Below are 24,912 nucleotides of genomic sequence, written 5' to 3'. Positions count from 1 at the left end.
CGGACACAACAGGAAAGCACCGCCATGAACGCCATCGCCCGAATCACAGTCCTCACACTGGCCCTGGGCTTGAGCGCATGTGCGGTGCAACGACCGGAGCCGACCACACGGCTGCCGCCGATCCCGCCGTCACAACCCGGCCCGACCCCGTCAACCACCCCGACGCCGAGCAAACCGGGCATCCCGGCCAAACCCGCCAAACCCGTCCCGCGCACCTCCGCCAGCTTCGCACCGCCCCCGGGCGGCAACAGCCACTGGGACCAGAAACTGGGCGTGTACGTACTCGACGACCAGACCAACACCTTCTACCGCCAGCGCACCTACTACCGCTGGAACAACGGCTGGAGCCGCTCGATCAGCCCCAACGGCCCTTGGGAAGAAACCAACATCCACGGCGTACCGGCGGGACTGGGCAAGCAGTTCGGGGAGTAATGAAAAACGGCGATCTCAGGATCGCCGTTTTGCTGTCTGGGGTGATGAGCAATGCCTCACTCGTATCCTGTCCTTAACGCCTGAGCTTGCTTTGCGAGAAGCGCCAATGCCAGCTCGCTGGGGCAGTGCATCAATCACATGCTGCAAAACAACCGAACGTCGTGCTGCGAATTTCTGTGCTTGAGTAAAGATAACTCTAGGGTTACTTTTGTTAAGCCGAAGCAAGGAGGCGGTTGGTGCAGAGCAGGTTATTGATCAAGGAGCTGGAGGAGGCAGGCTGGACGCTGGACCGGATAACCGGCAGCCACCACATCTTCACGCACCGTTACAACCCACACACGATTCCCGTCCCGCATCCGAAAAAGGATTTGCCGGTCGGGACGGTCAAGAGCATCAGGAGGCGTGCCGGGTTGTACGACCCGCCAGCCAGTTACAGAGGAGATCCGTAATGCAATACCCAATCTGCATCGAATGGGGTGACGAGAACACCGCCATCGGGATTCAGATCCCCGATATTCCCGGCGCGGTAACGGCCGGGGATACGTTTGAGGGTGCCTACAACGCAGCCGTCGAGATTGCCCACATCATGCTGCAGGAAATCGCGGCGGATGGTGATTCGATTCCGATGCCGACCTCGGCGGCGACCCATCGCAACAATCCGGAATTTGCCGACATGGGCTGGGGCATGCTGGAGCTGGACATCTCGCCGTACATGGGCAAGACCGAAAAGGTCAATGTGACGTTGCCGGGCTATGTCATCCAGCGCATTGACCGCTATGTGCGTGAACACAATGTCAAAAGCCGCTCCTCTTTTCTGGCGGATGCCGCCATGGAAAAACTGGTCCGGCATTGAACCTCGAGCCCTGTCGGATCAGCGATCCAACAGGGCTTTTCAGGTTCTAGGCCGTTGCCAGAACGGTCTTCTGCGAAGCACTCAAAAACCGCACCAGCGCCAGCAGCGGGAACGCGCTGCCGACAATCACGATCCACAACCAGCCACCATGCTTGTATACCGCACTGGCCACCGACGAGCCGAAGGCGCCGCCGACGAAGATGCTGGTCATGTACAGCGCATTGAGGCGGCCGCGGCTTTTGGCGTCGAGGGAGTAGACCGCGCGCTGGCCGAGCACCATGTTCATCTGCACGCAGAAATCGAGCACCACGCCGGTCACGGCCAGGCCGATCACGCTGTAGGCCGGGTGGATGAAGGCGGGCAGGAAACTCAGACTGGCGAACAGCATGGCCAGCAGCGAGGCTATGCGGGTGTGGCCGGCGTCGGCCAGGCGTCCGCTGATCGGCGCGGCGATGGCACCGATGGCGCCGACCAGGGCGAAGATCGCGATTTCACTCTGGGACAGGCCATGGTTGCGCGCCAGTTCCAGCGGCACGGCGGTCCAGAACAGGCTGAAGGTGGCGAACATGCAGGCCTGATAAAACGCTCGCTGACGCAGCACCGGTTGTTTGCGCAGCAGCGTCCACAACGATCCGAGTAACTGGCCGTAGGAGGCGCTGTGATCCGGCTGGCGTTTGGGCACAGTCAGCGCCAAAACCACGCTGATCGCTACCATCAAGCCTGCCGCGATCATGAACATCGCCCGCCAGCCGAGGTGGTCGGCGACCACGCTCGACACTGGACGCGCCAGCAGAATCCCCAGCAGCAGACCGCCCATGATCCCGCCGACCACCCGGCCACGGGATTCTTCCGGCGCCAGATGCGCCGCCAATGGAATCAGCACCTGCACCGACACCGAGCTGAAGCCCACCAGCAACGAAATCAGCAGGAACACATTCGGTTGATCGGTAAACGCCGCACCCAGCAGGCTGGCAATTGCCACCACGGTGGTGATGATCATCAACCGGCGGTTTTCCAGCAGGTCCGCCAGCGGCACCAGAAAGAACAGGCCCAGCGCATAGCCGATCTGGGTCAGCGACACGATGAAACTGGCCATGGTGTCGCTCAGGCCGATGTCCGGCGCGATCAGGCCGATGATCGGCTGGGCGTAGTAGATGTTGGCAACGATGGCGCCGCAGCAGAAAGCGAACAGCAGCACCATGCCTCGGGTCATTGCGTGAGTTGTGGCGGTCATAGGGTTTCTCGATCCAGCGAAAAGGAATGCGGTGAGGCTAAGGGACGGGCCGAGCCGGCAGTAGAGGCTTCTGATCGATATCAGTTATTCCGTTGCGGAATGGGTGGCGCCGAACAACCCATTGTTCATCGGCGAACCTTGCGTCCGACCGTTGTGCGTCGATGATACATTCACTTACATCTTGTCCGATAGCGTGCTTATGTTGTGACCGAGTTTCAGCATTCATCAACGGAGGATTGCGATGTTTCGTCAGTTGCTTCGCCACACCACAACGATTGCCCTGATCAGTCTGCTCGGCGCCACGGCCGTGCAGGCCGCCGAAGCGCCCGGCATGCGCATGGGCGTGCGCGGCGAAATCACCGGGGTCGGTCCAGACTCGCTCAAGATTCACGTCAACACGGGTGAAAACGTGGTGGTCCAGTTGACCCCGGACACCAAGGTCCGCGCGGTTACCCTGGCCAATATCGAAGACATCAAGCCCGGCAGCTACATCGGTTCGGCCGCCATTCCCCAAGAGGATGGCACGCTCAAGGCGCTGGAGGTTCATGTCTTCCCACCGGAGCTGGCCGGCAGCGGCGACGGTCATCGGCCGTTCGACCTGGCCAAGGGCAGCAGCATGACCAACGGCAGCGTCGGCGATCTGGTGGTCAGCAACGGCCGGGTCCTGACCGTCAACTACAAGGGCGGTCAGCAGAAGATCCTGGTGCCGGAGGACGTGCCGATCGTCAACCTGACGCCGGGCGATCGCAGCCTGCTCAAGGTCGGGGTGAAGATCGTCACTTTCGTGACCCAGAGCGCGGACGGCACGCTGACCGCGCAATCGATCTCGGCGGGAAAGGATGGCGTGAAGCCACCCATGTAGCCGGCCACAAAAAAGGCGACCTCTTCAGGTCGCCTTCTTCATGTCAGCTCACGCCTTACTGGCCGTTGTAGATCTGGTCGAAGATCCCGCCATCGTTGAAGTGGGTCTTCTGCACAGTACGCCAGTCGCCGAAGGTCTTCTCGACCGACAGGAAGTCGACTTTCGGGAAACGGTCGGTGTACTTGGCCAGCACCGCCGGGTCACGTGGACGCAGGTAGTTGGCGGCCGCGATTTCCTGGCCTTCCGGTGACCACAGGAACTTCAGGTATTCCTCGGCAGCGGCGCGGGAGCCTTTCTTCTCGACCACTTTGTCGACCACCGACACCGGCGGCTCGGCTTCAGCGGAGACGCTCGGGTAGATGACTTCGAACTGGTCGCGGCCGAACTCGCGGGCAATCATTTCGGCTTCGTTTTCGAAGGTCACCAGCACGTCGCCGATCTGGTTGGTCATGAACGTGGTAGTCGCGGCGCGGCCACCGGTATCCAGCACCGGCGCCTGCTTGAACAGCTTGCCGACGAAGTCTTTGGCCTTGTTCTCGTCGCCGCCGTTTTTCAGCACGTAGCCCCAGGCCGACAGGTAGGTGTAGCGGCCGTTACCCGAGGTTTTCGGGTTCGGCACGATAACCTGCACGCCGTCCTTGAGCAGGTCCGGCCAGTCTTTCAGGGCTTTCGGGTTGCCCTTGCGCACGATAAACACCGTGGCCGAGGTGAACGGCGCGCTGTTGTTCGGCAGACGGGTGACCCAGTCCTTCGGCACCAGTTGGCCGTTGTCGGCCAGGGCGTTGATGTCGGTGGCCATGTTCATGGTGATAACGTCAGCCGGCAGGCCGTCGATCACCGAGCGCGCCTGTTTGCTCGAACCGCCGAAAGACATCTGCACCGTGATGTTTTCGTTGTGTTCGGCCTGCCAGTGTTTCTGGAACGCAGTGTTGTAGTCCTTGTAGAAATCGCGCATCACGTCGTAGGACACGTTGAGCAGGGTCGGTGCGGCCTGAGCCACGCTGCCGAAGGCAAGACCAGCGGCGAGAAGTGAGGCGCCAAAGAGTTTTTTCACTGCGCATTCCTTGTTCTGTGGGGGTGTTTTTTTACAAAGATGAGGCCATTTGCCAGCGACTATAGCGGGGCGCGCATAGTCGTTTAAAGATTAAAAAGAACTTTGCTTATTCCATTTTCTTGAATAACGGGTTGCCGCATCGCGAACAGAAGGCGGCGCTGCTTTCATGGCTCTTTTTCTGGCAAACCGGGCAGTCGTGTTGCAACTGTTCACCACGCATCGCATTGGCCAGTTCGGCGGTGAAGATCCCGGTGGGCACGGCTATGATCGAGTAACCAGTGATCATCACCAGCGACGAAATCACCTGGCCCAACGGAGTCTTCGGCACGATGTCGCCGAAGCCGACGGTGGTCAGGGTCACGATAGCCCAATAGATACCCTTGGGAATGCTGGTGAAGCCGTGTTCCGGGCCTTCGATCACGTACATCAACGTACCGAACACCGTTACGAGAGTGCAGACGCTCACCAGAAACACCACGATCTTCTGCTTGCTGCCACGCAGCGCCGACATCAGGTAGTTGGCTTGCTTGAGGTACGGACTGAGTTTGAGGACGCGGAAAATTCGCAGCATCCGGATGATCCGGATAATCAACAGGTACTGCGCATCGCTGTAGTACAGCGCGAGGATGCCCGGCACGATCGCCAGCAGATCCACCAATCCGTAAAAACTGAAGGCGTAGCGCAGCGGTTTAGGCGAGCAGTACAGGCGCAGGATGTACTCGCCGGCAAAGATGATGGTGAACCCCCACTCGATATACGCCAGCACATCGGCGTAATTGCGGTGAACGCTGTCGATGCTGTCGAGCATCACGATCACCAGGCTGGCCAGAATGATCAGCAGCAGAATGCCGTCGAAACGTCGCCCGGCGGGGGTGTCGCTCTGGAAAATCATGACGTAAAGCTGTTCACGCCAGTGCTTGTTACTGTCCATGGATCACGCCTGAATCAAAGATCAGCGCAGCCTAGGTTGATTCTCCCCGTGAGCGCAAGGCGCGCCGCTGATCTGCGGTTGCTGCGTCAGGCGAATGCCGGTGCGCAGCAGCCAGCAGGCAAGAATGAACGGTGCCGTGAGAGTCGCCAGACCCAGGGCACTGAACAGCGGCGTCAGCAGCAGCGCCAGGCCGATGCCGAACAGCGGCAGCCACGGTTGTTGGCGCTGGGCGCTGAAGGCGAGGGCGGCAAGTACCGCGTTGTAGCCACCCAGACCGAGCAACGCGACCTGACTGTCGTGGTGCAACAGGCTGGAACCCAGGCCAATCGCCGAAGCCAGCAGCGCCCAGGCAAAGGCCCGGCGATCGGCGATCAGCAAACCGGCGGCGATCAAACCACCGGCCAACGGGTGGTCGAGGAACATCACCTGACCGAAGCCTTTCAGGGCGGCACCGAGCAGGTTCACGGTGTTCAGTTCAAGCACCGGTGCGGCGGACAAAGGCTCGGCGAAACACAGGAACACCCAGCTCAGCAGCACGAACGGCGCGGTGTAGGCGGGCAGGTACTCGGTGAGGCGTGCGCGTTTGAGCCACTGCTGCGTGATCATCGCGCTCAGCCCACCGGCCGCCAGAATCAGCGGCGGCAGCATCGGCGACCAGGGGAAATACAGGCTCAGCAACAGGCCGACCAGCACGCCGTTGTAGCTGAACAGTCCGGCCTGACGATCCGCCTTGGCGTAGTTGCGCCGTTGCGCGGTGAGCAATCCGGCGACCGCGCCGAGCAGCGCGCCGGCAAACAGCACCGGCGCGGTGAATAAAATGGCCAGAAGGCACAGCAGGCCACACAGCGGATGGCGCTGGAGGAAGATTTGACTGAAGCCGTTGAGCAAAGCCTCGGCCCAGTCGGGGCAGTGGGTGTTGAAATGATTGGCAGGCATGGCAGGTCATTCGGTACTGATCGTTCCCACGTCGAGGCGTCGAACCGTCTGCGTGGGAATGCCTCAAAGGACGCTATGAGTCTGCTCTTGGGACGCAGAGCGTCCCGGGCCGCATTTCCACGCGGAGCGTGGGAACGATCTTGGTCAGTGGTTAAATCAATGTTTCGATCCGCAGCGAATTAGTCGACCCCGGCTGCCCGAACGGCACCCCCGCGGTGATCAGCAACGTATCGCCACGCTCGGCCATTCCTTGCGCCTGAGCGATTTCCAGCGCGGTCGAGCACACCTCGTCCACCTGACGCAGGCGATCATTGACCACCGAGTGAATGCCCCACGCCACGCTCAACCGGCGGGCGGTCTGCAGGTTCGGCGTCAGGTTGAGGATCGGCGCTTTCGGCCGCTCCCGCGCCGCACGCAGACTCGATGCCCCGGACTCGCTGTAGTTGACCAGCACCGCCACCGGCAGCACGTTGCTGATCCGGCGGATCGCGCAGCTGATCGCATCGGACACGGTCGCTTCGGCTTTCGGCCGGCTGACGTCGAGTTGGGTCTGGTAGTCCGGACCGTTCTCCACCTGGCGGATGATCTTGCTCATCATCTGCACGGCTTCCAGCGGGTATTCGCCGGACGCGGTTTCCGCCGACAGCATCACCGCATCGGCACCTTCGGCCACGGCGTTGGCCACGTCGGTGACTTCGGCGCGGGTCGGCGCCGGGGAGAAGCGCATCGACTCGAGCATCTGCGTCGCCACCACCACCGGTTTGCCGAGCTGGCGGCAGGTGGTGATGATGTTTTTCTGGATCTGCGGCACGCTTTCGGCCGGCACTTCCACGCCCAGGTCACCGCGAGCCACCATGATCGCGTCGCTCAGTTCGGCGATCTCGCGCAGTTGCTCGACCGCCGACGGCTTCTCGATCTTCGCCATCAGGAACGCCTTGTCGCCGATCAGTTCGCGGGCCTCGAGGATGTCTTGCGGACGCTGCACGAACGACAGCGCGACCCAGTCCACACCCAGCTCCAGACCGAAGCTCAGGTCACGACGATCCTTGGTGGTCAGCGGGCTCAGGTCGAGCACCGCTTGCGGCACGTTCACGCCTTTGCGGTCCGACAGTTCGCCGCCGTTGAGCACGGTGGTGTCGATCGCGTCGGAGTATTTGGTGACGACCCGCAGGCGCAGTTTGCCGTCATCAAGCAGCAGATCCATCCCGGCTTCAAGCGCCGCGATGATTTCCGGATGCGGCAGGTTCACCCGGCGTTCGTCGCCCGGTGTCGCATCCAGATCGAGGCGGAACGCCTGACCGCGATGCAACTGAACCTTGCCGTCAGCGAACTTGCCGACCCGCAGTTTCGGCCCTTGCAGGTCCATCAGGATCCCGAGCGGATAGTTGAGCTGGCGCTCGACTTCGCGGATCCACTGATAACGCTTGGCGTGGTCGGCGTGATCGCCGTGGCTGAAGTTGAGGCGGAAGATATTGACCCCGGCCTCGACCAGCTCGCGGATGTCTTCGATGCCGTCGACGGCAGGCCCGAGGGTGGCGAGGATTTTGACCTTTTTATCAGGCGTCATGATTTAGAGCTCTCGAGGATCAGGATGGCGCGGAAGTCGTTGACGTTGGTGCGAGTCGGCTCGGTGACGATCAGCGCATCGAGCGCCTCGAAGTAGCCATAGCCGTTGTTGTTATCCAGCTCGTCGCTGGCGCTCAGGCCCAGGGCGGCGGCGCGGGCGTAGCTGTCCGGGGTCATGATCGCGCCGGCGTTGTCTTCCGAGCCGTCGATGCCGTCGGTGTCACCGGCCAGCGCATAGACGCCGGGTTGGCCCTTGAGGCTGTCGGTGAGGCTGAGGAGGAATTCGGCGTTGCGTCCGCCACGGCCATTGCCGCGCACGGTCACCGTGGTTTCGCCACCGGAGAGAATCACGCACGGCGCCGCCAGCGGCTGGCCGTGATGGATGATCTGGCGCGCGATGCCGGCGTGGACTTTCGCCACTTCACGGGATTCGCCTTCCAGGTCGCCGAGGATCAGCGTGCTGAAACCGGCCTGACGGCATTTCACCGCTGCCGCATCCAGCGATTGCTGAGGGCGGGCGATCAACTGGAAGTGACTGCGGGCCAGGCTCGGATCACCGGGTTTGACGGTTTCCGATTCCGGGCTTTGCAGCCAGCTGCGCACGGAGGCCGGGATCTCGATGCCGTAGCGCTTGATGATCGCCAGCGCTTCGGCGCTGGTGCTCGGGTCGGCCACGGTCGGGCCGGAGGCGATGACCGTGGCAAGGTCGCCCGGCACATCGGAAATCGCATAGGTATAAACAGTCGCCGGCCAGCAGGCTTTGCCCAGGCGTCCGCCCTTGATCGCCGAGAGGTGCTTGCGCACGCAGTTCATCTCGCCGATGGTCGCGCCGGATTTGAGCAGGGCTTTGTTGATCGACTGCTTGTCGGCCAGGGTGATGCCTTCGGCCGGCAGCGCCAGCAGGGCAGAGCCACCGCCGGACAACAGGAAGATCACGCGGTCGTCTTCGGTCAGGTTGCTGACCAGTTCCAGCACGCGCTTGGCCACGGCCAGGCCGGCAGCGTCCGGCACCGGGTGCGCGGCTTCGACCACTTCGATTTTTTCGCACGGGGCGCCGTGACCGTAGCGGGTCACCACAAGACCCGAGACTTCACCTTCCCAGCAGCGCTCGACCACTTGCGCCATGGCAGCGGCAGCCTTGCCGGCGCCGATGACGATCACGCGACCTGTGCGGTCGGCCGGCAAATGAGCTTCGAGGACCTGGTTCGGATGGGCCGCGTCGATGGCTGTGGCAAACAGCTCGCGCAGCAGTTGTTGCGGATCGACCGACATGGCGGGCTCCCGGAATTCTTGTTATTGGGATAGAGCGACAGCGATGCAGCGACGCGATCCTTGTGGGAGCTGGCTTGCCAGCGATTCAGGCGCTGCGGTCTTTCAGACCGAGCGAGTCGATGCCATCGCGGGCAAGCCCGCTCCCACAGGGAGCGGGTCAGGGACGCAACTTACTTCTTGTCGCGAATCGAGAAGTTGGCCATGTGTTCCAGGCCCTTGATCAGCGCCGAGTGGTCCCAGTTGCTGCCACCGATGGCCGCGCAGGTGCTGAACACTTGCTGGGCGTTGGCGGTGTTCGGCAGGTTGATGTTCAGCTCCTTGGCGCCTTGCAGGGCCAGGTTCAGGTCCTTCTGGTGCAGGCTGATGCGGAAGCCCGGATCGAAAGTGCCCTTGATCATGCGCTCGCCGTGCACTTCGAGGATCTTCGAGGAGGCGAAGCCACCCATCAGCGCTTCACGCACCTTGGCCGGATCGGCACCGTTTTTCGAAGCGAACAGCAGGGCTTCGGCCACGGCCTGAATGTTCAGGGCAACGATGATCTGGTTCGCAACCTTGGCGGTCTGACCGTCGCCATTGCCACCGACCAGGGTGATGTTCTTGCCCATGGCCTGGAACAGCGGCAGTGCGCGTTCGAAGGCATCGGCGTCGCCACCGACCATGATGCTCAGGGTCGCGGCCTTGGCGCCGACTTCACCACCGGACACCGGAGCGTCGAGGTACTGCGCGCCTTTCTCGTTGATCTTCGCGGCGAAAGCCTTGGTGGCGGTCGGCGAGATCGAGCTCATGTCGATCACGACTTTGCCTTTGCCGATGCCGGCAGCGACGCCGTCGGCGCGGAACAGCACGTCGTCGACCTGCGGGGTATCCGGCACCATGACGATGATGAATTCGGCTTCTTGAGCCACGTCACGCGGGTTGGCCAGAGCGACGGCGCCAGCGGCGACCAGGTCGGCAGGGGCAGCGTCGTGGTGCGCCGACAGGAACAGGCTGTGACCGGCTTTCTGCAGGTTCGCCGCCATTGGGTGACCCATGATGCCGGTGCCGATGAATCCGATTTTAGCCATGAGAAATTCCTCTTTTTATTCTGATGCTGCAATGCAGTCTGGAGACGCAGCAGATTCATTGTGGGAGCTGGCTTGCCAGCGAGGGCGGTGGGTCAGGCAACATATCTGTTGTGTGTGCCAACGCCATCGCGGGCAAGCCCGCTCCCACAGGCTTTTGTGGTGTTCGTTCAGATCGCGTTGTGGGTCTTCAGCCAGCCGAGGCCCGCTTCCGTGGTGGTCAGCGGTTTGTATTCGCAGCCGACCCAGCCCTGATAACCGATGCGATCGAGGTGTTCGAACAGGAAGCGGTAGTTGATCTCGCCAGTGCCCGGCTCGTTGCGGCCCGGGTTGTCGGCGAGCTGCACATGGTTGATCTCGGCCAGGTGCGATTGCAGGGTGCGGGCCAGATCGCCTTCCATGATTTGCATGTGATAGATGTCGTATTGCAGGAACAGATTGGCGCTGCCGACCTGCTCGCGAATCGACAGGGCCTGTGCCGTGTTGTTCAGGTAGAAGCCCGGGATGTCGCGGGTGTTGATCGCTTCCATCACCAGTTTGATGCCGACGGCTTGCAGCTTGTCGGCGGCGTACTTGAGGTTGGCGACGAAGGTCTTTTCAACAGTGGCATCGTCCACGCCCTGCGGACGGATGCCGGCCAGGCAGTTGACCTGGGTATTGCCCAGCACCTGTGCGTAAGCGATGGCCAGATCAACCCCGGCGCGGAACTCTTCGACCCGGTCCGGCAGGCACGCGATACCGCGCTCGCCCTTGGCCCAGTCACCGGCCGGCAGGTTGAACAGCACTTGGGTCAGACCGTTGGCATCGAGCCTGGCCTTGATTTCGGCAGAGCTGAAATCGTACGGGAACAGATACTCGACACCGCTGAAGCCAGCCTTGGCGGCGGCGTCGAAACGGGCAAGGAAATCCTGTTCGGTGAACAGCATGGACAGGTTGGCTGCGAAACGCGGCATGGTGGTCTCCCGTTCTAGATTCTCGTTCCCACGCTCTGCGTGGGAATGCCTCTATGGACGCTCTGCGTCCGCTTTGGGACGCAGAGCGTCCCCGGCTGCGTTCCCACGCAGACGGTTCGACGCCTCGACGTGGGAACGATCAAGCAAAAGCAATCAATCGAGCAACGAAATCGCGGTAGGCGCATCGTTGCCGACCAGCGCCAGGTCTTCGAATTCGTTGACGGCGTTGATCTCGGTCCCCATGGAGATGTTGGTCACACGCTCCAGAATGATCTCGACGATCACCGGCACCTTGAACTCTTCGATCAGCTCTTCGGCCTTGCGCAGGGCAGGGGCGATGTCAGCCGGTTCGAACACACGCAGTGCCTTGCAGCCCAGGCCTTCGGCGACTGCGACGTGGTCGACACCATAACCGTTGAGTTCCGGCGCGTTCAGGTTATCGAAGGACAGCTGCACGCAGTAGTCCATATCGAACCCGCGCTGGGCCTGACGGATCAGCCCCAGGTACGAGTTGTTCACCACGACGTGGATGTACGGCAGTTTGAACTGAGCGCCGACCGCCAGTTCTTCGATCATGAACTGGAAGTCATAGTCCCCCGACAGGGCCACGACTTTACGGTTCGGATCGGCCTTCACCACGCCCAGCGCTGCCGGAATGGTCCAGCCCAACGGGCCGGCCTGGCCGCAGTTGATCCAGTGACGCGGTTTGTAGACGTGCAGGAACTGCGCGCCGGCAATCTGCGACAGACCGATGGTGCTGACGTAGCAGGTGTCCTTGCCGAACACTTGGTTCATTTCTTCGTAAACGCGCTGCGGTTTGACCGGCACATTGTCGAAGTGGGTCTTGCGTTGCAGGCTGGCTTTGCGCTGCTGGCAATCCTGCAGCCAGGCACTGCGGTTTTTCAGCTTGCCGGCGGCTTGCCATTCACGGGCGACTTCGATGAACACGGTCAGCGCGGCAGCGGCGTCGGAAACGATGCCCAGGTCCGGGGTGAACACGCGGCCGATCTGGGTCGGTTCGATGTCGACGTGAATGAACTTGCGGCCTTCGGTGTAAACGTCGACCGAGCCGGTGTGACGGTTGGCCCAGCGGTTGCCGACGCCCAGCACCACGTCGGACTTGAGCAGGGTGGCGTTGCCGTAACGGTGCGAAGTCTGCAGACCGACCATGCCCACCATCAGCGGGTGATCGTCCGGGATAGTGCCCCAGCCCATCAGGGTCGGAATAACTGGAATGCCGGTCAGCTCGGCGAACTCGACCAGCAGCTCGCTGGCGTCGGCGTTGATGATGCCGCCGCCGGCCACCAGCAATGGACGCTCGGCCTGATCGAGCATCGCCAGGGCTTTTTCGACCTGCACGCGGGTGGCGCTCGGCTTGGCCAGCGGCAGTGGCTGGTAGGCGTCGATGTCGAATTCGATTTCAGCCATCTGCACGTCGAACGGCAGGTCGATCAGCACCGGGCCCGGGCGGCCGGAGCGCATTTCGTAGAAGGCCTTCTGGAAGGCGTAAGGCACCTGGCCCGGCTCCAGAACGGTGGTCGCCCACTTGGTCACCGGCTTGACGATGCTGGTGATGTCGACGGCCTGGAAGTCTTCCTTGTGCATACGGGCGCGGGGTGCTTGCCCGGTGATGCAGAGAATCGGGATCGAGTCCGCGGAGGCGCTGTACAGACCGGTGACCATGTCGGTACCGGCCGGGCCGGAAGTACCGATGCACACGCCGATGTTGCCGGCCTTGGTGCGGGTGTAGCCCTCGGCCATGTGCGAGGCGCCTTCAACGTGGCGAGCGAGGACATGATCGATGCCACCGACTTTCTGCAGGGCGGAGTACAGCGGGTTGATTGCAGCGCCTGGAATGCCAAAAGCGGTATCAACCCCTTCACGGCGCATCACCAGAACGGCGGCTTCGATTGCTCTCATTTTGCTCATGGTTTTGTGCCTCTTTACGTTTTGTAATTGTATACAAGTGGCTTTGCGCAGAGTGTATTCACGGCGGACGGCGCAGGTCAATCCATTTTCTCAAGCGCCTGTTTCATTCGTCGGAAGCCCGTTCTGCTGTGGCTTTTCGTCGCATGAGGCGCTTTTCGAGAATTATTGTATACAAAAAAATAATTCATTGTGTTCTATTTGTTGCATCGGGCTGCGACGCAAGCGCGCAGCAAAAAAACGCAGCCCAACGACTTTCCCAATAACAAAATGAGGACGGCACCATGAGCGCTTTAACCTTGAAAGTCGCAGTCAAGCTGGTCAACGAAGCCATCAGCGCAGGGCGGGCGATCTCCGCCGCACCGCTGACCATTGCAGTACTGGATACCGGCGGCCACCTGGTCACCTTGCAACGCGAAGACGGCGCCAGCCTGCTGCGCCCGAACATCGCCATCGGCAAAGCCTGGGGCGCCATCGCCCTGGGCAAGGGCTCACGCCTGCTGGCGCTGGACGCGCAACAACGCCCGGCGTTCATCGCCGCCCTCAACAGCATGGGGCAGGGCAGCGTCGTGCCGGCACCGGGTGGTGTGTTGATTCGTGATCAGGCGGGGAACGTGCTGGGTGCGATCGGCATCAGCGGCGATCTCTCGGACATCGATGAGCAGGTGGCAATCAAGGCCGTAGAGGCCCTGGACCTGCGCGCCGATGCGGGGGTGGCTGCGTGATGTGCGGCGATTGATCGAAAGTCATCGCTGGCAAGCCAGCTCCCACACATTGTGCGTTGCATTCAAACTCTGCGAACGGCACCAAACCCTGTGGGAGCTGGCTTGCCAGCGATGGCGGTCTTACTGACACATCCAGATAACAGACTGACCCAGTCAAAGGAATCATTGAGGTCTAGCCTTCTGATGAACTCATCAGAAAGGGGCAACGGATTGCCTGATCTTCCTGCTTCGCATCGGCTGCGAACCGGTCGCTATGCCGAGCCGAATCAAATCTATTTACTGACTTCAAACACTCTTGATCGAGAACCGATCTTTGCCGATTTCGCGTTGGGCAGACTGGTTGTTCATCAACTTCGTCGCGCACAGGACCACAGAATGGCGAAATCGTTGGCGTGGGTTGTGATGCCCGATCATTTTCACTGGCTGGTCGAGCTGGAAAATTGCTCTCTCCGCAAACTGATGCGCGAGACCAAATCCCTGATTGCGCGAGAGGTGAATCTGCACAGTGGCAGACATGGGCCGTTATGGCAGCAGGGTTACCATGACCGGGCGTTGAGGCGGGAAGATGACTTGGTGAAAATGGCACGCTATGTAGTGGCCAATCCTTTGCGCGCTGGGCTGGTGGGTAAAATCGGCGACTATCCGCTGTGGGATGCAGTTTGGCTTTAGCAACTTTGAACCGAGTTGCCTTCATCGCTGGCAAGCCAGCTCCCACAGGGATTTGTGTTGTTTGCTAAATCTGAATTCAGCACAGAAACCTGTGGGGGCCGCGATGCGACGATTCGACTTGCTCGAGATAGTCGCACCGCGAATTTTCAGTCCGGCTCGCAGCCCTTGAGCACCAACCGGATAATGGTTTGTGCTGCCGCTTCATAATCGGCTTCGTCGAGTTTGTGCTTGCCGGTGACGGCGGAGATCTGCCAGTCGAAGTCGGCGTAGGTCTGGGTTGCGGCCCAGATGCTGAACATCAGGTGGTTGGGGTCGATAGGGGCGATCTGGCCGCGGTCGATCCAGGTCTGGATGCAGTCGATGTTGTGCTTGGCCTGGCCGTTGAGCTGCTCGACCAGGTCGGCGCTCAGGTGCGGGGCGCCGTGCATGATTTCGCTGGCGAACACCTTGGAGGCGAAGGGCAGGTCGCGGGAGATGCGGATCTTCGAGCGGATGTAGCCGCTCAGCACTTCGCTCGGTACGCCGTCCGGATTGAACGGGGTCGAGGCCTGCAGAATCGGCACGATGATACTTTCCAGCACCTCGCGGTAGAGGTTTTCCTTGGACTTGAAGTAGTAATAGACGTTGGGCTTGGGCAGTCCTGCCTTGGCGGCGATGTCGCTGGTTTTGGTCGCAGCGAAGCCCTTGTCGGCAAACTCTTCACTGGCTGCACGCAGGATCAGTTCTTTGTTGCGCTCGCGGATTGTGCTCATAAACCCGGTGGTTCCTTGCCTGTTCTGGCGGTTGCGCATGGTAGCACCGGCCTCGCGCGGCGCTCAACAATGCCCCGTGTGGCCCGCAGTCGCGGTATGCTGCGCGGCATTATTCACATAAGGAAACATGATTCATGGCAGGAAGCAGTTTGCTGGTGCTGATCGACGACATCGCTACCGTTCTGGACGACGTTGCGTTGATGACCAAAATGGCTGCCAAGAAGACCGCCGGCGTGCTCGGCGACGACTTGGCGCTCAATGCCCAGCAGGTCTCCGGCGTACGCGCGGAGCGGGAAATCCCGGTGGTCTGGGCGGTGGCGAAGGGCTCGTTCGTCAACAAGCTGATCCTGGTGCCGTCGGCGCTGGCGATCAGTGCGTTCGTGCCGTGGCTGGTGACGCCACTGTTGATGGTCGGTGGCGCCTACCTGTGTTTCGAAGGTTTCGAAAAACTCGCGCACAAATTCCTGCACAGCAAGGCTGAAGACGAGGCCGAGCATGCGCAGTTGGTTGAAGCCGTGGCTGATCCGGCAACCGATCTGGTGGCGTACGAGAAGGACAAGATCAAGGGCGCGATCCGCACCGACTTTATCCTCTCGGCGGAAATTATCGCCATCACCCTCGGCACCGTGGCCGATGCTTCGCTGACCCAGCAAGTGATCGTGATGTCGGGCATCGCCATCGTCATGACCGTGGGCGTTTACGGTTTGGTGGCCGGTATCGTCAAACTCGATGACCTCGGCCTGTGGCTGACCCAGAAGCCCGGGCAGATGGCAAAAAGCATCGGCAACAGCATTCTGCGTGCGGCGCCGTACATGATGAAAGGCCTGTCGGTGATCGGCACTGCTGCGATGTTCCTGGTCGGTGGCGGCATCCTGACCCACGGCGTGCCGGTGGTGCATCACTGGATCGAAAGCGTCGGCGCAGCGGCCGGTGGTGCCGGGTTTGTGGTGCCGATGCTGTTGAACGGCGTGGCGGGGATCATCGCGGGTGCGGTGGTGCTGGCGGGCGTGTCCGTGATCGGTAAAGTCTGGAAAGCCCTGAAAGGTTAAATCCTGAGGCAAATAAAAAGGCCATTCGACTCGCATCGAATGGCCTTTTTTGTGGCTGTTGTTTTTACTCGGCGATCTGCAACTTGCGCGACTCGGTGTAGACGTAGCGCACCTTCTCGTACTCGAACGGTGAGTTCAACTGACCGTAGCGGAAGCTGGTCTGGTAACGCTTGTCGACGCCACGCAGTACCCACACTTCCGGGTGGTTGGAGCTGACTTCCGAGACGTTGAGGAAGTTGATCGCAGACTCGGCGGTGTAGTCCACGGCCAGGCCTGCGGTATCGCGCAGGTTCGACGGGCCGAGGATCGGCAGCACGAAGTAAGCACCGCCCGGTACGCCGTAGAAGCCCAGGGTCTGGCCGAAGTCTTCGTTCTGGCGCGGCAGGCCCATGGCGGTGGCCGGATCCCAAAGCCCGGCGATGCCGATGGTGGTGTTGAGCAGCAGGCGCGCGGTGGTTTCCATCGAGCGCTTGCCCTTGAACTGCAACAGGCTGTTGACCAGGTTCGGTACGTCGCCAATGTTGTTGAAGAAGTTGCTCACGCCGGTGCGCACGAAGCTCGGGGTGACGTAGCGATAGCCATTGACCACCGGCAGGAACACCCATTGGTCGAAGCGGTAGTTGAAGTGGTAGACGCGGCGGTTCCACTCTTCCAGCGGGTCATAGACGTTCAGCGCGCTGAGGGTCGAGCGCTCGAATTCGCGCTGATCCAGCCCCGGGTTGAACTTGAGTTTGGACAGCGGCTCCTTGAAACCGTCGCTGTCGATGACCACCGGTGCATTGGCTTTGCTGTTGTCGGCCTGGGCCATACCTGCACTGAGGAGCGCTGCAATCAGCAGGAGATATTTAGCCACGGAAGAACTCCAGCATGGCGTCGCTGTTGACGCGGTAGTTAAGGTTGCCGCAATGGCCGCCCAGCGGATAAACGGTCAGGCGATCGCCGAAGGTGCGGCGCAGGAAACCGAGGTCGCCCGGGCCGAGGATCACGTCGTCAGCGTTGTGCATGACGGCGATTTTCGGGCTGTCGTGCAGGTAATCCTTCAAGGCGTACAGGCTCACCTGATCGATCAGTTGCAGCAGGCTGCCGCCGTCGGTGCGGGCGCGCCACATCGGGATCACCTGTTCGGTGAGGTAGCAGTCGAAGTCGCATTGCAGCGCACGCTTTAGGAACGGCGTGAGGCTGGTGCCTTCGGTGATCGGGAATTTCGGCGGGGTGATCAGGCCGCGACGGTTGATCAGGTCGGAAGTGAACGCGATATCCGCCGCCGAGAAACGGAACGAGGTGCCGATCAGCATCGCCATCTGCTCGTTGCTCAGGTGTTGCTTGGACTGCTGGAAGTCGTAGAGCAGCGCATCGTTGAGGTCGATGTAGCCCTTCTGTTGGAAGTAGCGGGTCAGTTTGTTCAGCACCAGCTCATAGAACGTCGTGCTGTTGTTGATGCCCTTGACCTCGGTCTGTACCAGCTTGTCGAGGTTGGTAATCGAGGTGTAGAGGTTGACCGGCGGATTGAGCAGCAGGACTTTCTTGAAGTTGAAGCTGCGCCGGGTTTCATCCAGATGGGCGACGAACGCTGCGTCCAGTGCGCCGAGGCTGTAGCCGCTGAGGTAATAGTCAGTGATCGGCAGTTTCGGGTTTTGCGCCCGCACGGCCTGCATCACCCGGTACATGTCTTCGGCATCTTCCTTGGTCACGCCGGGGGTGGCGAAACGCGAGGCGGCGCTCATGAAGTCGAAGCTGGTCGGCGATGACAGCTGCACGACGTGGTAGCCGGCCTTGTAATAAAGCTTCTTCAGGTACTCGTTGAGCGTGCTGTCATAACGCGCGCCGGTGCCGGCGATCAGGAAGATCAGCGGTGCGGCCTTGTCCTGGGTGGCGATGCGGTAGGTCAGTTTTTTCACCGGCCAGAAATTGTCCGGCAGGATGAATTCGCGCTCGGGGCGCAGGGTGACGCTGCGATCGGCCTGATCGATGTCGTCGTCCAGTGGCAGTTCCGGGCGTAAGTCCGGCGGCGTGGTAGCGATGGTCGCCTCGAACGGATTGGTCAGGGGATAGCCATAGCTGGCGGCGTCGATATCCACCGCCAGTGCGGACGCACTCAGAATAAGGCCGCCAAACAGGGCGGCGAAGCGCAAGGAACGGAGCATGACTGGATCCCTTAGAGGAAGGTGCCGAATGAAGTTCGCAGGCTATGACCACCGGGGTTGCGCCAAAGTGCCATGCCTCGGCACCAAACTGACGGAATTCGGAGTAATAGTAGCCGGACGATACACTTTGCAAGGAAGGAATGACCAGTTAAGAGTTGTTAGTCCTTGCGTATGCGCCGCGGCAGATTAAGCTGGCCGCCGATTTCATCGATTGGAGTGTTCCATGTCCCGCCGCTTGCCCGTGATTCTGCTGCTCGTTCTGTTGCCGTTGTGGCTGGCCGCCAGTTATGGCGCGCGTTATGGCTTCATGGAGGACGCGCAGTGGGTGGGCATCTGCGTGGATGAGGCGAGCCGCTGGGAATGCTCGGTGCGCTCGAATCTGGGCCTGATGATTCATTTTCAGCTGCTTGGCTGGGCGGCGGTCGCGGCTGCGGTGATCGGTTTTGTAGTGCCGGGCCGAGCCGGGTGGTGGCTGGCGGTGCTGGCGCTGGTGTTCGGGTTGCCGGCGCTGGCGCTGTACAACACGACGCTGGCGGTGTTTGCGGTGGTGATTGCCGGTTTGCGACTGGTTCGAGCATCTCGCGGCGTCTGACAGTCAGCCATCGCTGGCAAGCCAGCTCCCACGCTTGATCCATGTAGATACAGAACCTGTGGCAGACAGGAATCCTGTGGAAGCTGGCTTGCCAGCGAAGAGGCCGGTTCAGCCCTGAAGATCAGTGGTTGCGAACCCGCAGGCAGCGCCATAGTGCAGCCACCATCAACACGCTGACCAGCGCCCAGCCCCAGGCCTGCTGATTCTGCAGTCCTTCGCGGTACAGCTGCGGCGCAATGCCGGCGCCGATGATGAAGGTCAGCAGGGCGATCTCCCGACGGGCCACGGGCACTGGACGGCACAGGTAAACCAGCGCCGGCAGGATGAACGCCACGCTCGGGAAGCTGCGATAGCGCGGATCGAACACCAACTCCAGCATCATCACCGCAGCGGCAAAACCGGCTGCCGCCACCAGCCAGCCGGCCCGTCGCTCGAAAGCGTTGAACGCCCGTTCACGCCAGCCATTACGGGCGCTCAAGGTCAGCGCAGCATGGGCCAGCACCAACAGATTCAGAGCCGTCAGCAAGCCGACCCAGAGCCATTCGCTGGCAAATCGCGTGGTCACCCGCGCCAGATCACCCCAGGCACCGATCGAGCAGGCGGCGAGGGCGCCGAGCAGCGGCAGGATCAGCGCCGAGCGCGTCGTGCGAACCCGGCCGCCCAGCAGTAATGTGCCGAGGAAAATCAGCCCGCCGACCGCCAGCCACTGCGACCAGTACGGCACGTTCGACACCGGGCCGGCCAGCACGCGCTTGTCCTGGCGATCAGCATCGAACAGCCCCCAGTAACCGCCGACCGCGCCTTCGCTGCCGCGCTTCCATGGCTGGTCGAACGCTTCGATCAGGTTGTAACGCCAGCCTTCCTGTTCGGCGAGGGTGACAAAACCACGAATGAACTTGGCCTCGTTGACCCGGCTCGGCAGGGCGGTTTCGCGCTGGCGACCTTCGCTCGGCCAGCCGGTTTCGCCAATCATCACGTCCTTGGGGGCGAACTTGTTGCCGAACACCTGGCGCACTTCCGCTACATGATGCAGCGCGGCGTCGATGTTCGACGGATCATCTTCCCAGTACGGCAGCAAATGAATGGTCAGGAAATCAACCGCCGGCGCGACTTCCGGGTGCTTGAGCCAGAACTCCCAGACATCGGCGTAGGTCACCGGCTGCTTGATGTGGCTCTTGACCTTGTTGATCAGCTTCACCAGCTGGGTCGCGGTAACCTCTTTGCGCAGCAAGGCTTCGTTGCCGACGATCACGGCGCTGACCACATCCGGGTTGGCGTTGGCCGAGGCAATCAGCAGATCGACTTCCTTCTCGGTGTCCACCGGATTGCTGTTGACCCACGCGCCGATCATCAACTTCAAACCGTGCTTGCGCGCCAGATCCGGCAGCGCTTCGAGGCCGCTCATTGAGTAGGTGCGGATGCATTCGAAGCGGGTGGCGAGCAGGGCGAGGTCGGCGTCCATGCGCTCCGGGCGCAGTTTGAACGGCACGTCGAACGGCGATTGGTCTTTGTCGAACGGGGTATAGGAGGCGCATTGCAGCTTGTGGGTCGGGGTGGCGACGTCCGGCAGGATCACCGGTTTACCGAGGCCGTACCAGAAACCGCACAGGGCAAACAGCCCGAGCAGGCAGGCGAACAGATAAGGACGAAAGGGGAAGCGGGAAGTCGCGGACATGGTCAGGCCGAGTGGCTGCAAAGCGACGCATGTTACCTGCATTTATAAGCAGGTTGGTGGCCCGCACGATTTTGACATGCAAAGTTCGGGCGGATTGTCTGGCGCCAAATATCCGGACGCAGTTAATGGCGTTCTGATGTCGTTTCTCGTTGCTTCGAGGTCGCTGGCAGAGCAGGTCTTATCGGGCGTCAGGTTGATGATCAAAAGCGTCAGTACTCCGCTGATGTTCGAACGAATTCGCGAACGGGCGTGATGGGGGCGCCGAGCACCATAACAACACGTTGACGATGCCCGGCATCCGTCGGGCGCAGCATTTCGGGGAAGTAACGATGAAGATGCGACGACTTTTAGGCGCAGGTGCCGCTCTGGTACTTGCGATGAGCTCCACTTTCGCCAGCGCTGAAAAACAGACCCTGAACATCGGTTACGTTGACGGCTGGTCCGACAGCGTCGCGACCACTCACGTGGCGGCCGAAGTGATCAAGCAGAAACTCGGCTACGACGTGAAACTGCAGGCCGTCGCCACCGGCATCATGTGGCAGGGTGTTGCCACCGGCAAACTCGACGCCATGCTCTCGGCCTGGCTGCCAGTGACCCACGGCGAATACTGGACCAAGAACAAGGATCAGGTCGTCGATTACGGCCCGAACTTCAAGGACGCGAAAATCGGTCTGATCGTGCCGGAGTACGTCAAGGCCAAGTCGATCGAGGACCTGAAAACCGACGACTCCTTCAAGAATCGCATCGTCGGCATCGATGCCGGTTCAGGCGTGATGCTCAAGACCGATCAGGCGATCAAGGATTACGGCCTCGACAAATACACCCTCAAGGCCAGTTCCGGCGCCGGCATGATTGCCGAGCTGACTCGCGCCGAGAAGAAAAACGAATCCATCGCCGTCACCGGCTGGGTGCCGCACTGGATGTTCGCCAAGTGGAAACTGCGCTTCCTCGACGACCCGAAAGGCGTGTATGGCGCGGCTGAAACCGTGAACAGCATCGGCAGCAAGGAGCTGGCGACCAAGGCGCCGGAAGTGGCCAAGTTCCTGAAGAACTTCCAGTGGGCTTCGAAAGACGAAATCGGCGAAGTCATGCTGGCGATTCAGGACGGTGCAAAACCTGACGCAGCGGCCAAGGATTGGGTTGCCAAGCACCCTGAGCGTGTTGCCGACTGGACCAAGTGATTTAAGCCGAAGCGTCTAATCTGCGCTTCCCAGGGCCGCCCGACATGACAGTCGGGCGGCCTTTTTTGTTTGTCCTCTATTAATAGGCAGCGTTGGACGTTTTCGATCCGTCTGGAAATTGGCGAAAACGTCATGGCGTTCTACTACTAAGGTCGTCTGGAACCCGGCTCGCAGCCGCATACAGTGGATATGTTCCAAAAATAAAAATCTGTGCTGCGAGGATAAAAACAATGAACGACAGCATTTACCTCTCGATTCAGAACAGCCCGCGATTCAAGGAGCTGGTGAAGAAAAGAGAAAGGTTCGCCTGGATACTCTCGGCGATCATGCTCGGGCTTTATTCCGGCTTCATCCTTCTGATCGCGTACGGGCCGCAAGTGCTCGGGACGAAAATCAGCCCCGAATCATCCATCACCTGGGGCATCCCGATCGGTGTAGGACTGATTGTCTCGGCCTTCATCCTGACCGGCATTTACGTGCGCCGCGCCAATGGCGAGTTCGACGACCTGAACAACGCGATTCTCAAGGAGGCTCAGCAATGATCCGGCGTCTACTGGCTCTTTTGAGCATCGCAGCGTTCGCTCCGGCCGTCTGGGCCGCTGACGCCCTGACCGGCGAAGTCCACAAACAACCACTCAACGTTTCCGCGATCGTCATGTTTGTGGTGTTTGTCGGTGCGACCCTGTGCATTACCTACTGGGCTTCCAAACGCAACAAGTCGGCGGCCGACTACTATGCGGCGGGCGGCAAGATCACCGGGTTCCAGAACGGTCTGGCGATTGCCGGTGACTACATGTCGGCGGCGTCCTTCCTGGGGATTTCTGCGCTGGTGTTCACCTCCGGCTACGACGGCCTGATCTACTCGATCGGCTTCCTGGTGGGCTGGCCGATCATTCTGTTCCTGATCGCCGAGCGTCTGCGTAACCTGGGCAAATACACTTTTGCCGACGTGGCGTCCTACCGCCTCGGGCAAACCCAGATCCGCACGCTGTCTGCCTGCGGTTCGCTGGTGGTGGTAGCGTTCTACCTGATTGCGCAAATGGTCGGTGCCGGCAAGTTGATCCAGCTGCTGTTCGGCCTCGACTACCACGTCGCGGTGATTCTGGTCGGCATCCTGATGTGCATGTACGTGCTGTTCGGCGGCATGCTGGCGACCACCTGGGTACAGATCATCAAGGCGGTACTGTTGCTGTCCGGTGCCTCGTTCATGGCGCTGATGGTGATGAAACACGTCAACTTCGACTTCAACACCCTGTTCTCCGAAGCGATCAAGGTTCACGCCAAGGGCGAAGCAATCATGAGCCCGGGCGGTCTGGTAAAAGATCCGATCTCGGCGTTCTCTCTCGGCCTGGCACTGATGTTCGGTACGGCTGGCCTGCCGCACATCCTGATGCGCTTCTTCACCGTGAGCGATGCGAAAGAAGCCCGTAAGAGCGTGCTGTACGCGACCGGTTTCATTGGCTATTTCTACATCCTGACCTTCATCATCGGCTTCGGCGCGATCCTGCTGGTCAGCACCAACCCGGCCTTCAAGGATGCGGCTGGCGCTCTGCTCGGCGGCAACAACATGGCGGCGGTGCACCTGGCCAACGCCGTGGGCGGCAGCGTTTTCCTCGGCTTCATCTCGGCGGTAGCGTTCGCGACCATTCTGGCGGTCGTGGCCGGTCTGACCCTGGCCGGTGCTTCGGCGGTGTCTCACGACCTGTACGCCAGCGTGATCAAGAAGGGGAAGGCCAACGAGAAGGATGAGATCCGCGTTTCGAAGATCACCACCATCGCGCTGGGCGTTCTGGCCATTGGCCTGGGCATCCTGTTCGAAAGCCAGAACATTGCGTTCATGGTTGGCCTGGCGTTCTCCATCGCGGCAAGCTGCAACTTCCCGGTGCTGCTGCTTTCGATGTACTGGAAGAAGCTGACCACTCGTGGCGCCATGATTGGCGGCTGGCTGGGCCTGGTGAGTGCGGTGGGTCTGATGATTCTTGGCCCGACCATCTGGGTGCAGATTCTGCATCATGAGAAGGCGATCTTCCCTTACGAGTATCCGGCGTTGTTCTCGATGATCATTGCGTTTATCGGGATCTGGTTCTTCTCGGTCACCGATAAGTCGGCCGAAGCCGAGAATGAGCGTGCGCTGTTCTTCCCGCAGTTTGTGCGTTCGCAGACTGGGTTGGGGGCTAGTGGGGCGGTTTCGCACTGAGGCTTTTTGTGTAGGTTGAGTTGAATGAAAATGCCCTGGTCGAGAGATTGGGGCATTTTTTTTGTGGGCGATTATCGGACTTTCTTAGGGTGGTTTTGGTTTGTGTGTATATCCGTTGCTGCGGTAACGGCTGCTTGGGGTTCCGCCCTTACGGCGGGTCACCTTTTCCAAACGCCGAAAAGGTAACCCAAAAGGCTTTACCCTGACGTACGGCCCTCGCTGTGGCTCGGGTTCCTTCGCTCCGGGATTGATCCGGGGGCATCGCCTACGGTTTGCTTCGCTGCACCTCCTCTCGATGTGTTTGGCTTCGCCAAACGGTCGCTACGCTCCCACCCCCGGATCAATCCCTCCACTCAGCCTGCCGACGGGCCCTGCGATCAACAGCGGTACTCGAGCTAACGCTCATTGTGGTGAGTGGGGAGGGGCGCGGCGTGTTTGGCTTTTGCTCTGGCTCTGGCTCTGGCTCTGGCTCTGGCTCTGGCTCTGGCTTTTGATTTTTTGCCCCTTCGGCAGGCCGAGCGTAGGTGTCCATCAGGGGGTAGGCGCGCAGCGCCGTGCGGCGAAGCCGCATACATCGAGAGGAGGTGCAGCGAAGCAAACCGTAGGCGATGCCCCCTGATGGACACCGTAGCGAGGGAACACTGAGCCTAGGCGAAGTGCCGTACGCCGGGGCAAAAGCCTTTTGGTTCCTTTTTGGCGTTTGAAAAAGGGACTCGCTGTAAGAGCGAAACCGCCAGCGGCAGCACCCGAAGCAACGGATATACACCCAATCAACAAAAAAAACAGTCGGCCCAAAGGCCGCTGAGATGCCCAAAACGAAAAACGGCCCCCATTCACATGGAGGCCGT

At 60.8% G+C, this 24,912-nt stretch carries 24 protein-coding genes; 11 read left to right on the top strand and 13 right to left on the bottom strand.

What is annotated here, in order from left to right:
* Positions 1 to 24: 24 nt before the first annotated feature.
* From CAF77_RS24205 to CAF77_RS24195, 3 genes are all read left to right on the top strand, one after another.
* Entirely contained in the window at positions 25 to 432 is a 408-nt protein-coding gene (locus CAF77_RS24205) for a hypothetical protein (RefSeq protein ID WP_064378639.1), read from the top strand.
* A 236-nt stretch (positions 433 to 668) separates the two neighbouring features.
* Positions 669 to 881 carry a type II toxin-antitoxin system HicA family toxin gene (locus CAF77_RS24200; protein ID WP_085655457.1) on the top strand — a complete coding sequence of 71 codons (213 nt, stop codon included), beginning with the start codon at positions 669 to 671 and terminating at the stop codon, positions 879 to 881.
* Positions 881 to 1,285, top strand: coding sequence for a type II toxin-antitoxin system HicB family antitoxin (locus CAF77_RS24195; RefSeq protein ID WP_064378640.1), 405 nt, complete (start codon positions 881 to 883; stop codon positions 1,283 to 1,285). Before CAF77_RS24200 ends, CAF77_RS24195 begins: the two co-directional genes overlap by 1 nt.
* Before the next feature lie 46 nt (positions 1,286 to 1,331).
* On the opposite strand, the gene CAF77_RS24190 is transcribed toward CAF77_RS24195, so the two are convergent.
* Positions 1,332 to 2,519 (bottom strand): MFS transporter, encoded by a 1,188-nt coding sequence (locus CAF77_RS24190; RefSeq protein ID WP_085655458.1) that lies wholly within the window; start codon positions 2,517 to 2,519, stop codon positions 1,332 to 1,334.
* A gap of 241 nt (positions 2,520 to 2,760) precedes the next feature.
* Here CAF77_RS24190 and CAF77_RS24185 point away from each other — a divergent pair, with 241 nt between their 5' ends.
* Positions 2,761 to 3,381 carry a DUF5666 domain-containing protein gene (locus CAF77_RS24185; protein WP_085655459.1) on the top strand — a complete coding sequence of 207 codons (621 nt, stop codon included), beginning with the start codon at positions 2,761 to 2,763 and terminating at the stop codon, positions 3,379 to 3,381.
* A gap of 55 nt (positions 3,382 to 3,436) precedes the next feature.
* Here CAF77_RS24185 and CAF77_RS24180 read toward each other — a convergent pair whose 3' ends face one another.
* The 8 genes from CAF77_RS24180 to gcl all read right to left on the bottom strand — a co-directional run bounded on the left by CAF77_RS24180 (position 3,437) and on the right by gcl (position 13,083).
* Positions 3,437 to 4,435 (bottom strand): sulfate ABC transporter substrate-binding protein, encoded by a 999-nt coding sequence (locus CAF77_RS24180; RefSeq protein ID WP_011333096.1) that lies wholly within the window; start codon positions 4,433 to 4,435, stop codon positions 3,437 to 3,439.
* Positions 4,436 to 4,541: 106 nt separating this feature from the next.
* Positions 4,542 to 5,366: an ion transporter gene (locus tag CAF77_RS24175; protein WP_064378643.1), complete on the bottom strand. Its 825-nt coding sequence runs from the start codon at positions 5,364 to 5,366 to the stop codon at positions 4,542 to 4,544.
* Positions 5,367 to 5,387: 21 nt separating this feature from the next.
* A complete protein-coding gene (locus CAF77_RS24170) occupies positions 5,388 to 6,302 on the bottom strand; it encodes an urea transporter (protein ID WP_085655460.1) in 915 nt (304 codons plus the stop codon).
* A 151-nt stretch (positions 6,303 to 6,453) separates the two neighbouring features.
* A complete protein-coding gene (pyk, locus tag CAF77_RS24160; protein WP_064378645.1) occupies positions 6,454 to 7,869 on the bottom strand; it encodes a pyruvate kinase in 1,416 nt (471 codons plus the stop codon).
* Positions 7,866 to 9,140, bottom strand: coding sequence for a glycerate kinase (locus tag CAF77_RS24155; protein WP_039769767.1), 1,275 nt, complete (start codon positions 9,138 to 9,140; stop codon positions 7,866 to 7,868). The genes pyk and CAF77_RS24155 overlap by 4 nt, the downstream gene beginning before the upstream one ends.
* Before the next feature lie 170 nt (positions 9,141 to 9,310).
* Positions 9,311 to 10,204 (bottom strand): 2-hydroxy-3-oxopropionate reductase, encoded by an 894-nt coding sequence (locus CAF77_RS24150; protein WP_039769769.1) that lies wholly within the window; start codon positions 10,202 to 10,204, stop codon positions 9,311 to 9,313.
* Between the two features lie 167 nt (positions 10,205 to 10,371).
* Positions 10,372 to 11,154 (bottom strand): hydroxypyruvate isomerase, encoded by a 783-nt coding sequence (gene hyi / locus CAF77_RS24145; RefSeq protein WP_011333102.1) that lies wholly within the window; start codon positions 11,152 to 11,154, stop codon positions 10,372 to 10,374.
* A 153-nt stretch (positions 11,155 to 11,307) separates the two neighbouring features.
* Positions 11,308 to 13,083 (bottom strand): glyoxylate carboligase, encoded by a 1,776-nt coding sequence (gcl, locus tag CAF77_RS24140; RefSeq protein WP_011333103.1) that lies wholly within the window; start codon positions 13,081 to 13,083, stop codon positions 11,308 to 11,310.
* Positions 13,084 to 13,364: 281 nt separating this feature from the next.
* Here gcl and CAF77_RS24135 point away from each other — a divergent pair, with 281 nt between their 5' ends.
* A complete protein-coding gene (locus CAF77_RS24135) occupies positions 13,365 to 13,805 on the top strand; it encodes a heme-binding protein (RefSeq protein ID WP_007959289.1) in 441 nt (146 codons plus the stop codon).
* A gap of 210 nt (positions 13,806 to 14,015) precedes the next feature.
* Positions 14,016 to 14,474, top strand: a complete 459-nt coding sequence (locus CAF77_RS24130; protein ID WP_085655491.1) for a transposase — start codon at positions 14,016 to 14,018, stop codon at positions 14,472 to 14,474.
* A 146-nt stretch (positions 14,475 to 14,620) separates the two neighbouring features.
* Here the strand turns inward: CAF77_RS24130 and CAF77_RS24125 are convergent, their stop codons facing one another.
* Positions 14,621 to 15,226: a TetR/AcrR family transcriptional regulator gene (locus tag CAF77_RS24125; RefSeq protein WP_085655462.1), complete on the bottom strand. Its 606-nt coding sequence runs from the start codon at positions 15,224 to 15,226 to the stop codon at positions 14,621 to 14,623.
* 134 nt (positions 15,227 to 15,360) lie between these two features.
* Here CAF77_RS24125 and CAF77_RS24120 point away from each other — a divergent pair, with 134 nt between their 5' ends.
* Entirely contained in the window at positions 15,361 to 16,275 is a 915-nt protein-coding gene (locus tag CAF77_RS24120) for a DUF808 domain-containing protein (RefSeq protein WP_064378649.1), read from the top strand.
* A 64-nt stretch (positions 16,276 to 16,339) separates the two neighbouring features.
* On the opposite strand, the gene CAF77_RS24115 is transcribed toward CAF77_RS24120, so the two are convergent.
* Positions 16,340 to 17,128: a VacJ family lipoprotein gene (locus tag CAF77_RS24115; protein ID WP_064378650.1), complete on the bottom strand. Its 789-nt coding sequence runs from the start codon at positions 17,126 to 17,128 to the stop codon at positions 16,340 to 16,342.
* On the bottom strand, positions 17,121 to 18,419 hold the full coding sequence (locus CAF77_RS24110) for a hypothetical protein (RefSeq protein WP_064378651.1): 1,299 nt from the start codon (positions 18,417 to 18,419) through the stop codon (positions 17,121 to 17,123). Before CAF77_RS24110 ends, CAF77_RS24115 begins: the two co-directional genes overlap by 8 nt.
* Before the next feature lie 223 nt (positions 18,420 to 18,642).
* Here CAF77_RS24110 and CAF77_RS24105 point away from each other — a divergent pair, with 223 nt between their 5' ends.
* A complete protein-coding gene (locus tag CAF77_RS24105; RefSeq protein ID WP_064378652.1) occupies positions 18,643 to 19,011 on the top strand; it encodes a hypothetical protein in 369 nt (122 codons plus the stop codon).
* A gap of 121 nt (positions 19,012 to 19,132) precedes the next feature.
* On the opposite strand, the gene CAF77_RS24100 is transcribed toward CAF77_RS24105, so the two are convergent.
* Positions 19,133 to 20,728, bottom strand: a complete 1,596-nt coding sequence (locus tag CAF77_RS24100; protein WP_064378653.1) for a hypothetical protein — start codon at positions 20,726 to 20,728, stop codon at positions 19,133 to 19,135.
* A gap of 287 nt (positions 20,729 to 21,015) precedes the next feature.
* On the opposite strand from CAF77_RS24100, the gene CAF77_RS24090 reads away from it, so the two are divergent.
* The 3 genes from CAF77_RS24090 (at position 21,016) to CAF77_RS24080 (ending at position 24,064) form a co-directional block, all read left to right on the top strand.
* Positions 21,016 to 21,867, top strand: coding sequence for a glycine betaine ABC transporter substrate-binding protein (locus CAF77_RS24090; protein WP_064378654.1), 852 nt, complete (start codon positions 21,016 to 21,018; stop codon positions 21,865 to 21,867).
* A gap of 230 nt (positions 21,868 to 22,097) precedes the next feature.
* Positions 22,098 to 22,409: a DUF485 domain-containing protein gene (locus CAF77_RS24085; RefSeq protein WP_011333111.1), complete on the top strand. Its 312-nt coding sequence runs from the start codon at positions 22,098 to 22,100 to the stop codon at positions 22,407 to 22,409.
* The gene (locus CAF77_RS24080; RefSeq protein ID WP_064378656.1) at positions 22,406 to 24,064 is read left to right on the top strand and encodes a cation acetate symporter; all 1,659 of its coding nucleotides are present in this window, start codon (positions 22,406 to 22,408) and stop codon (positions 24,062 to 24,064) included. Before CAF77_RS24085 ends, CAF77_RS24080 begins: the two co-directional genes overlap by 4 nt.
* Positions 24,065 to 24,912 lie beyond the last annotated feature (848 nt).

This window comes from Pseudomonas sp. R15(2017) (assembly GCF_002112685.1).
Classification (GTDB): domain Bacteria; phylum Pseudomonadota; class Gammaproteobacteria; order Pseudomonadales; family Pseudomonadaceae; genus Aquipseudomonas; species Aquipseudomonas glycinae.
This window is presented reverse-complemented; position numbering and strand designations above follow the sequence as displayed.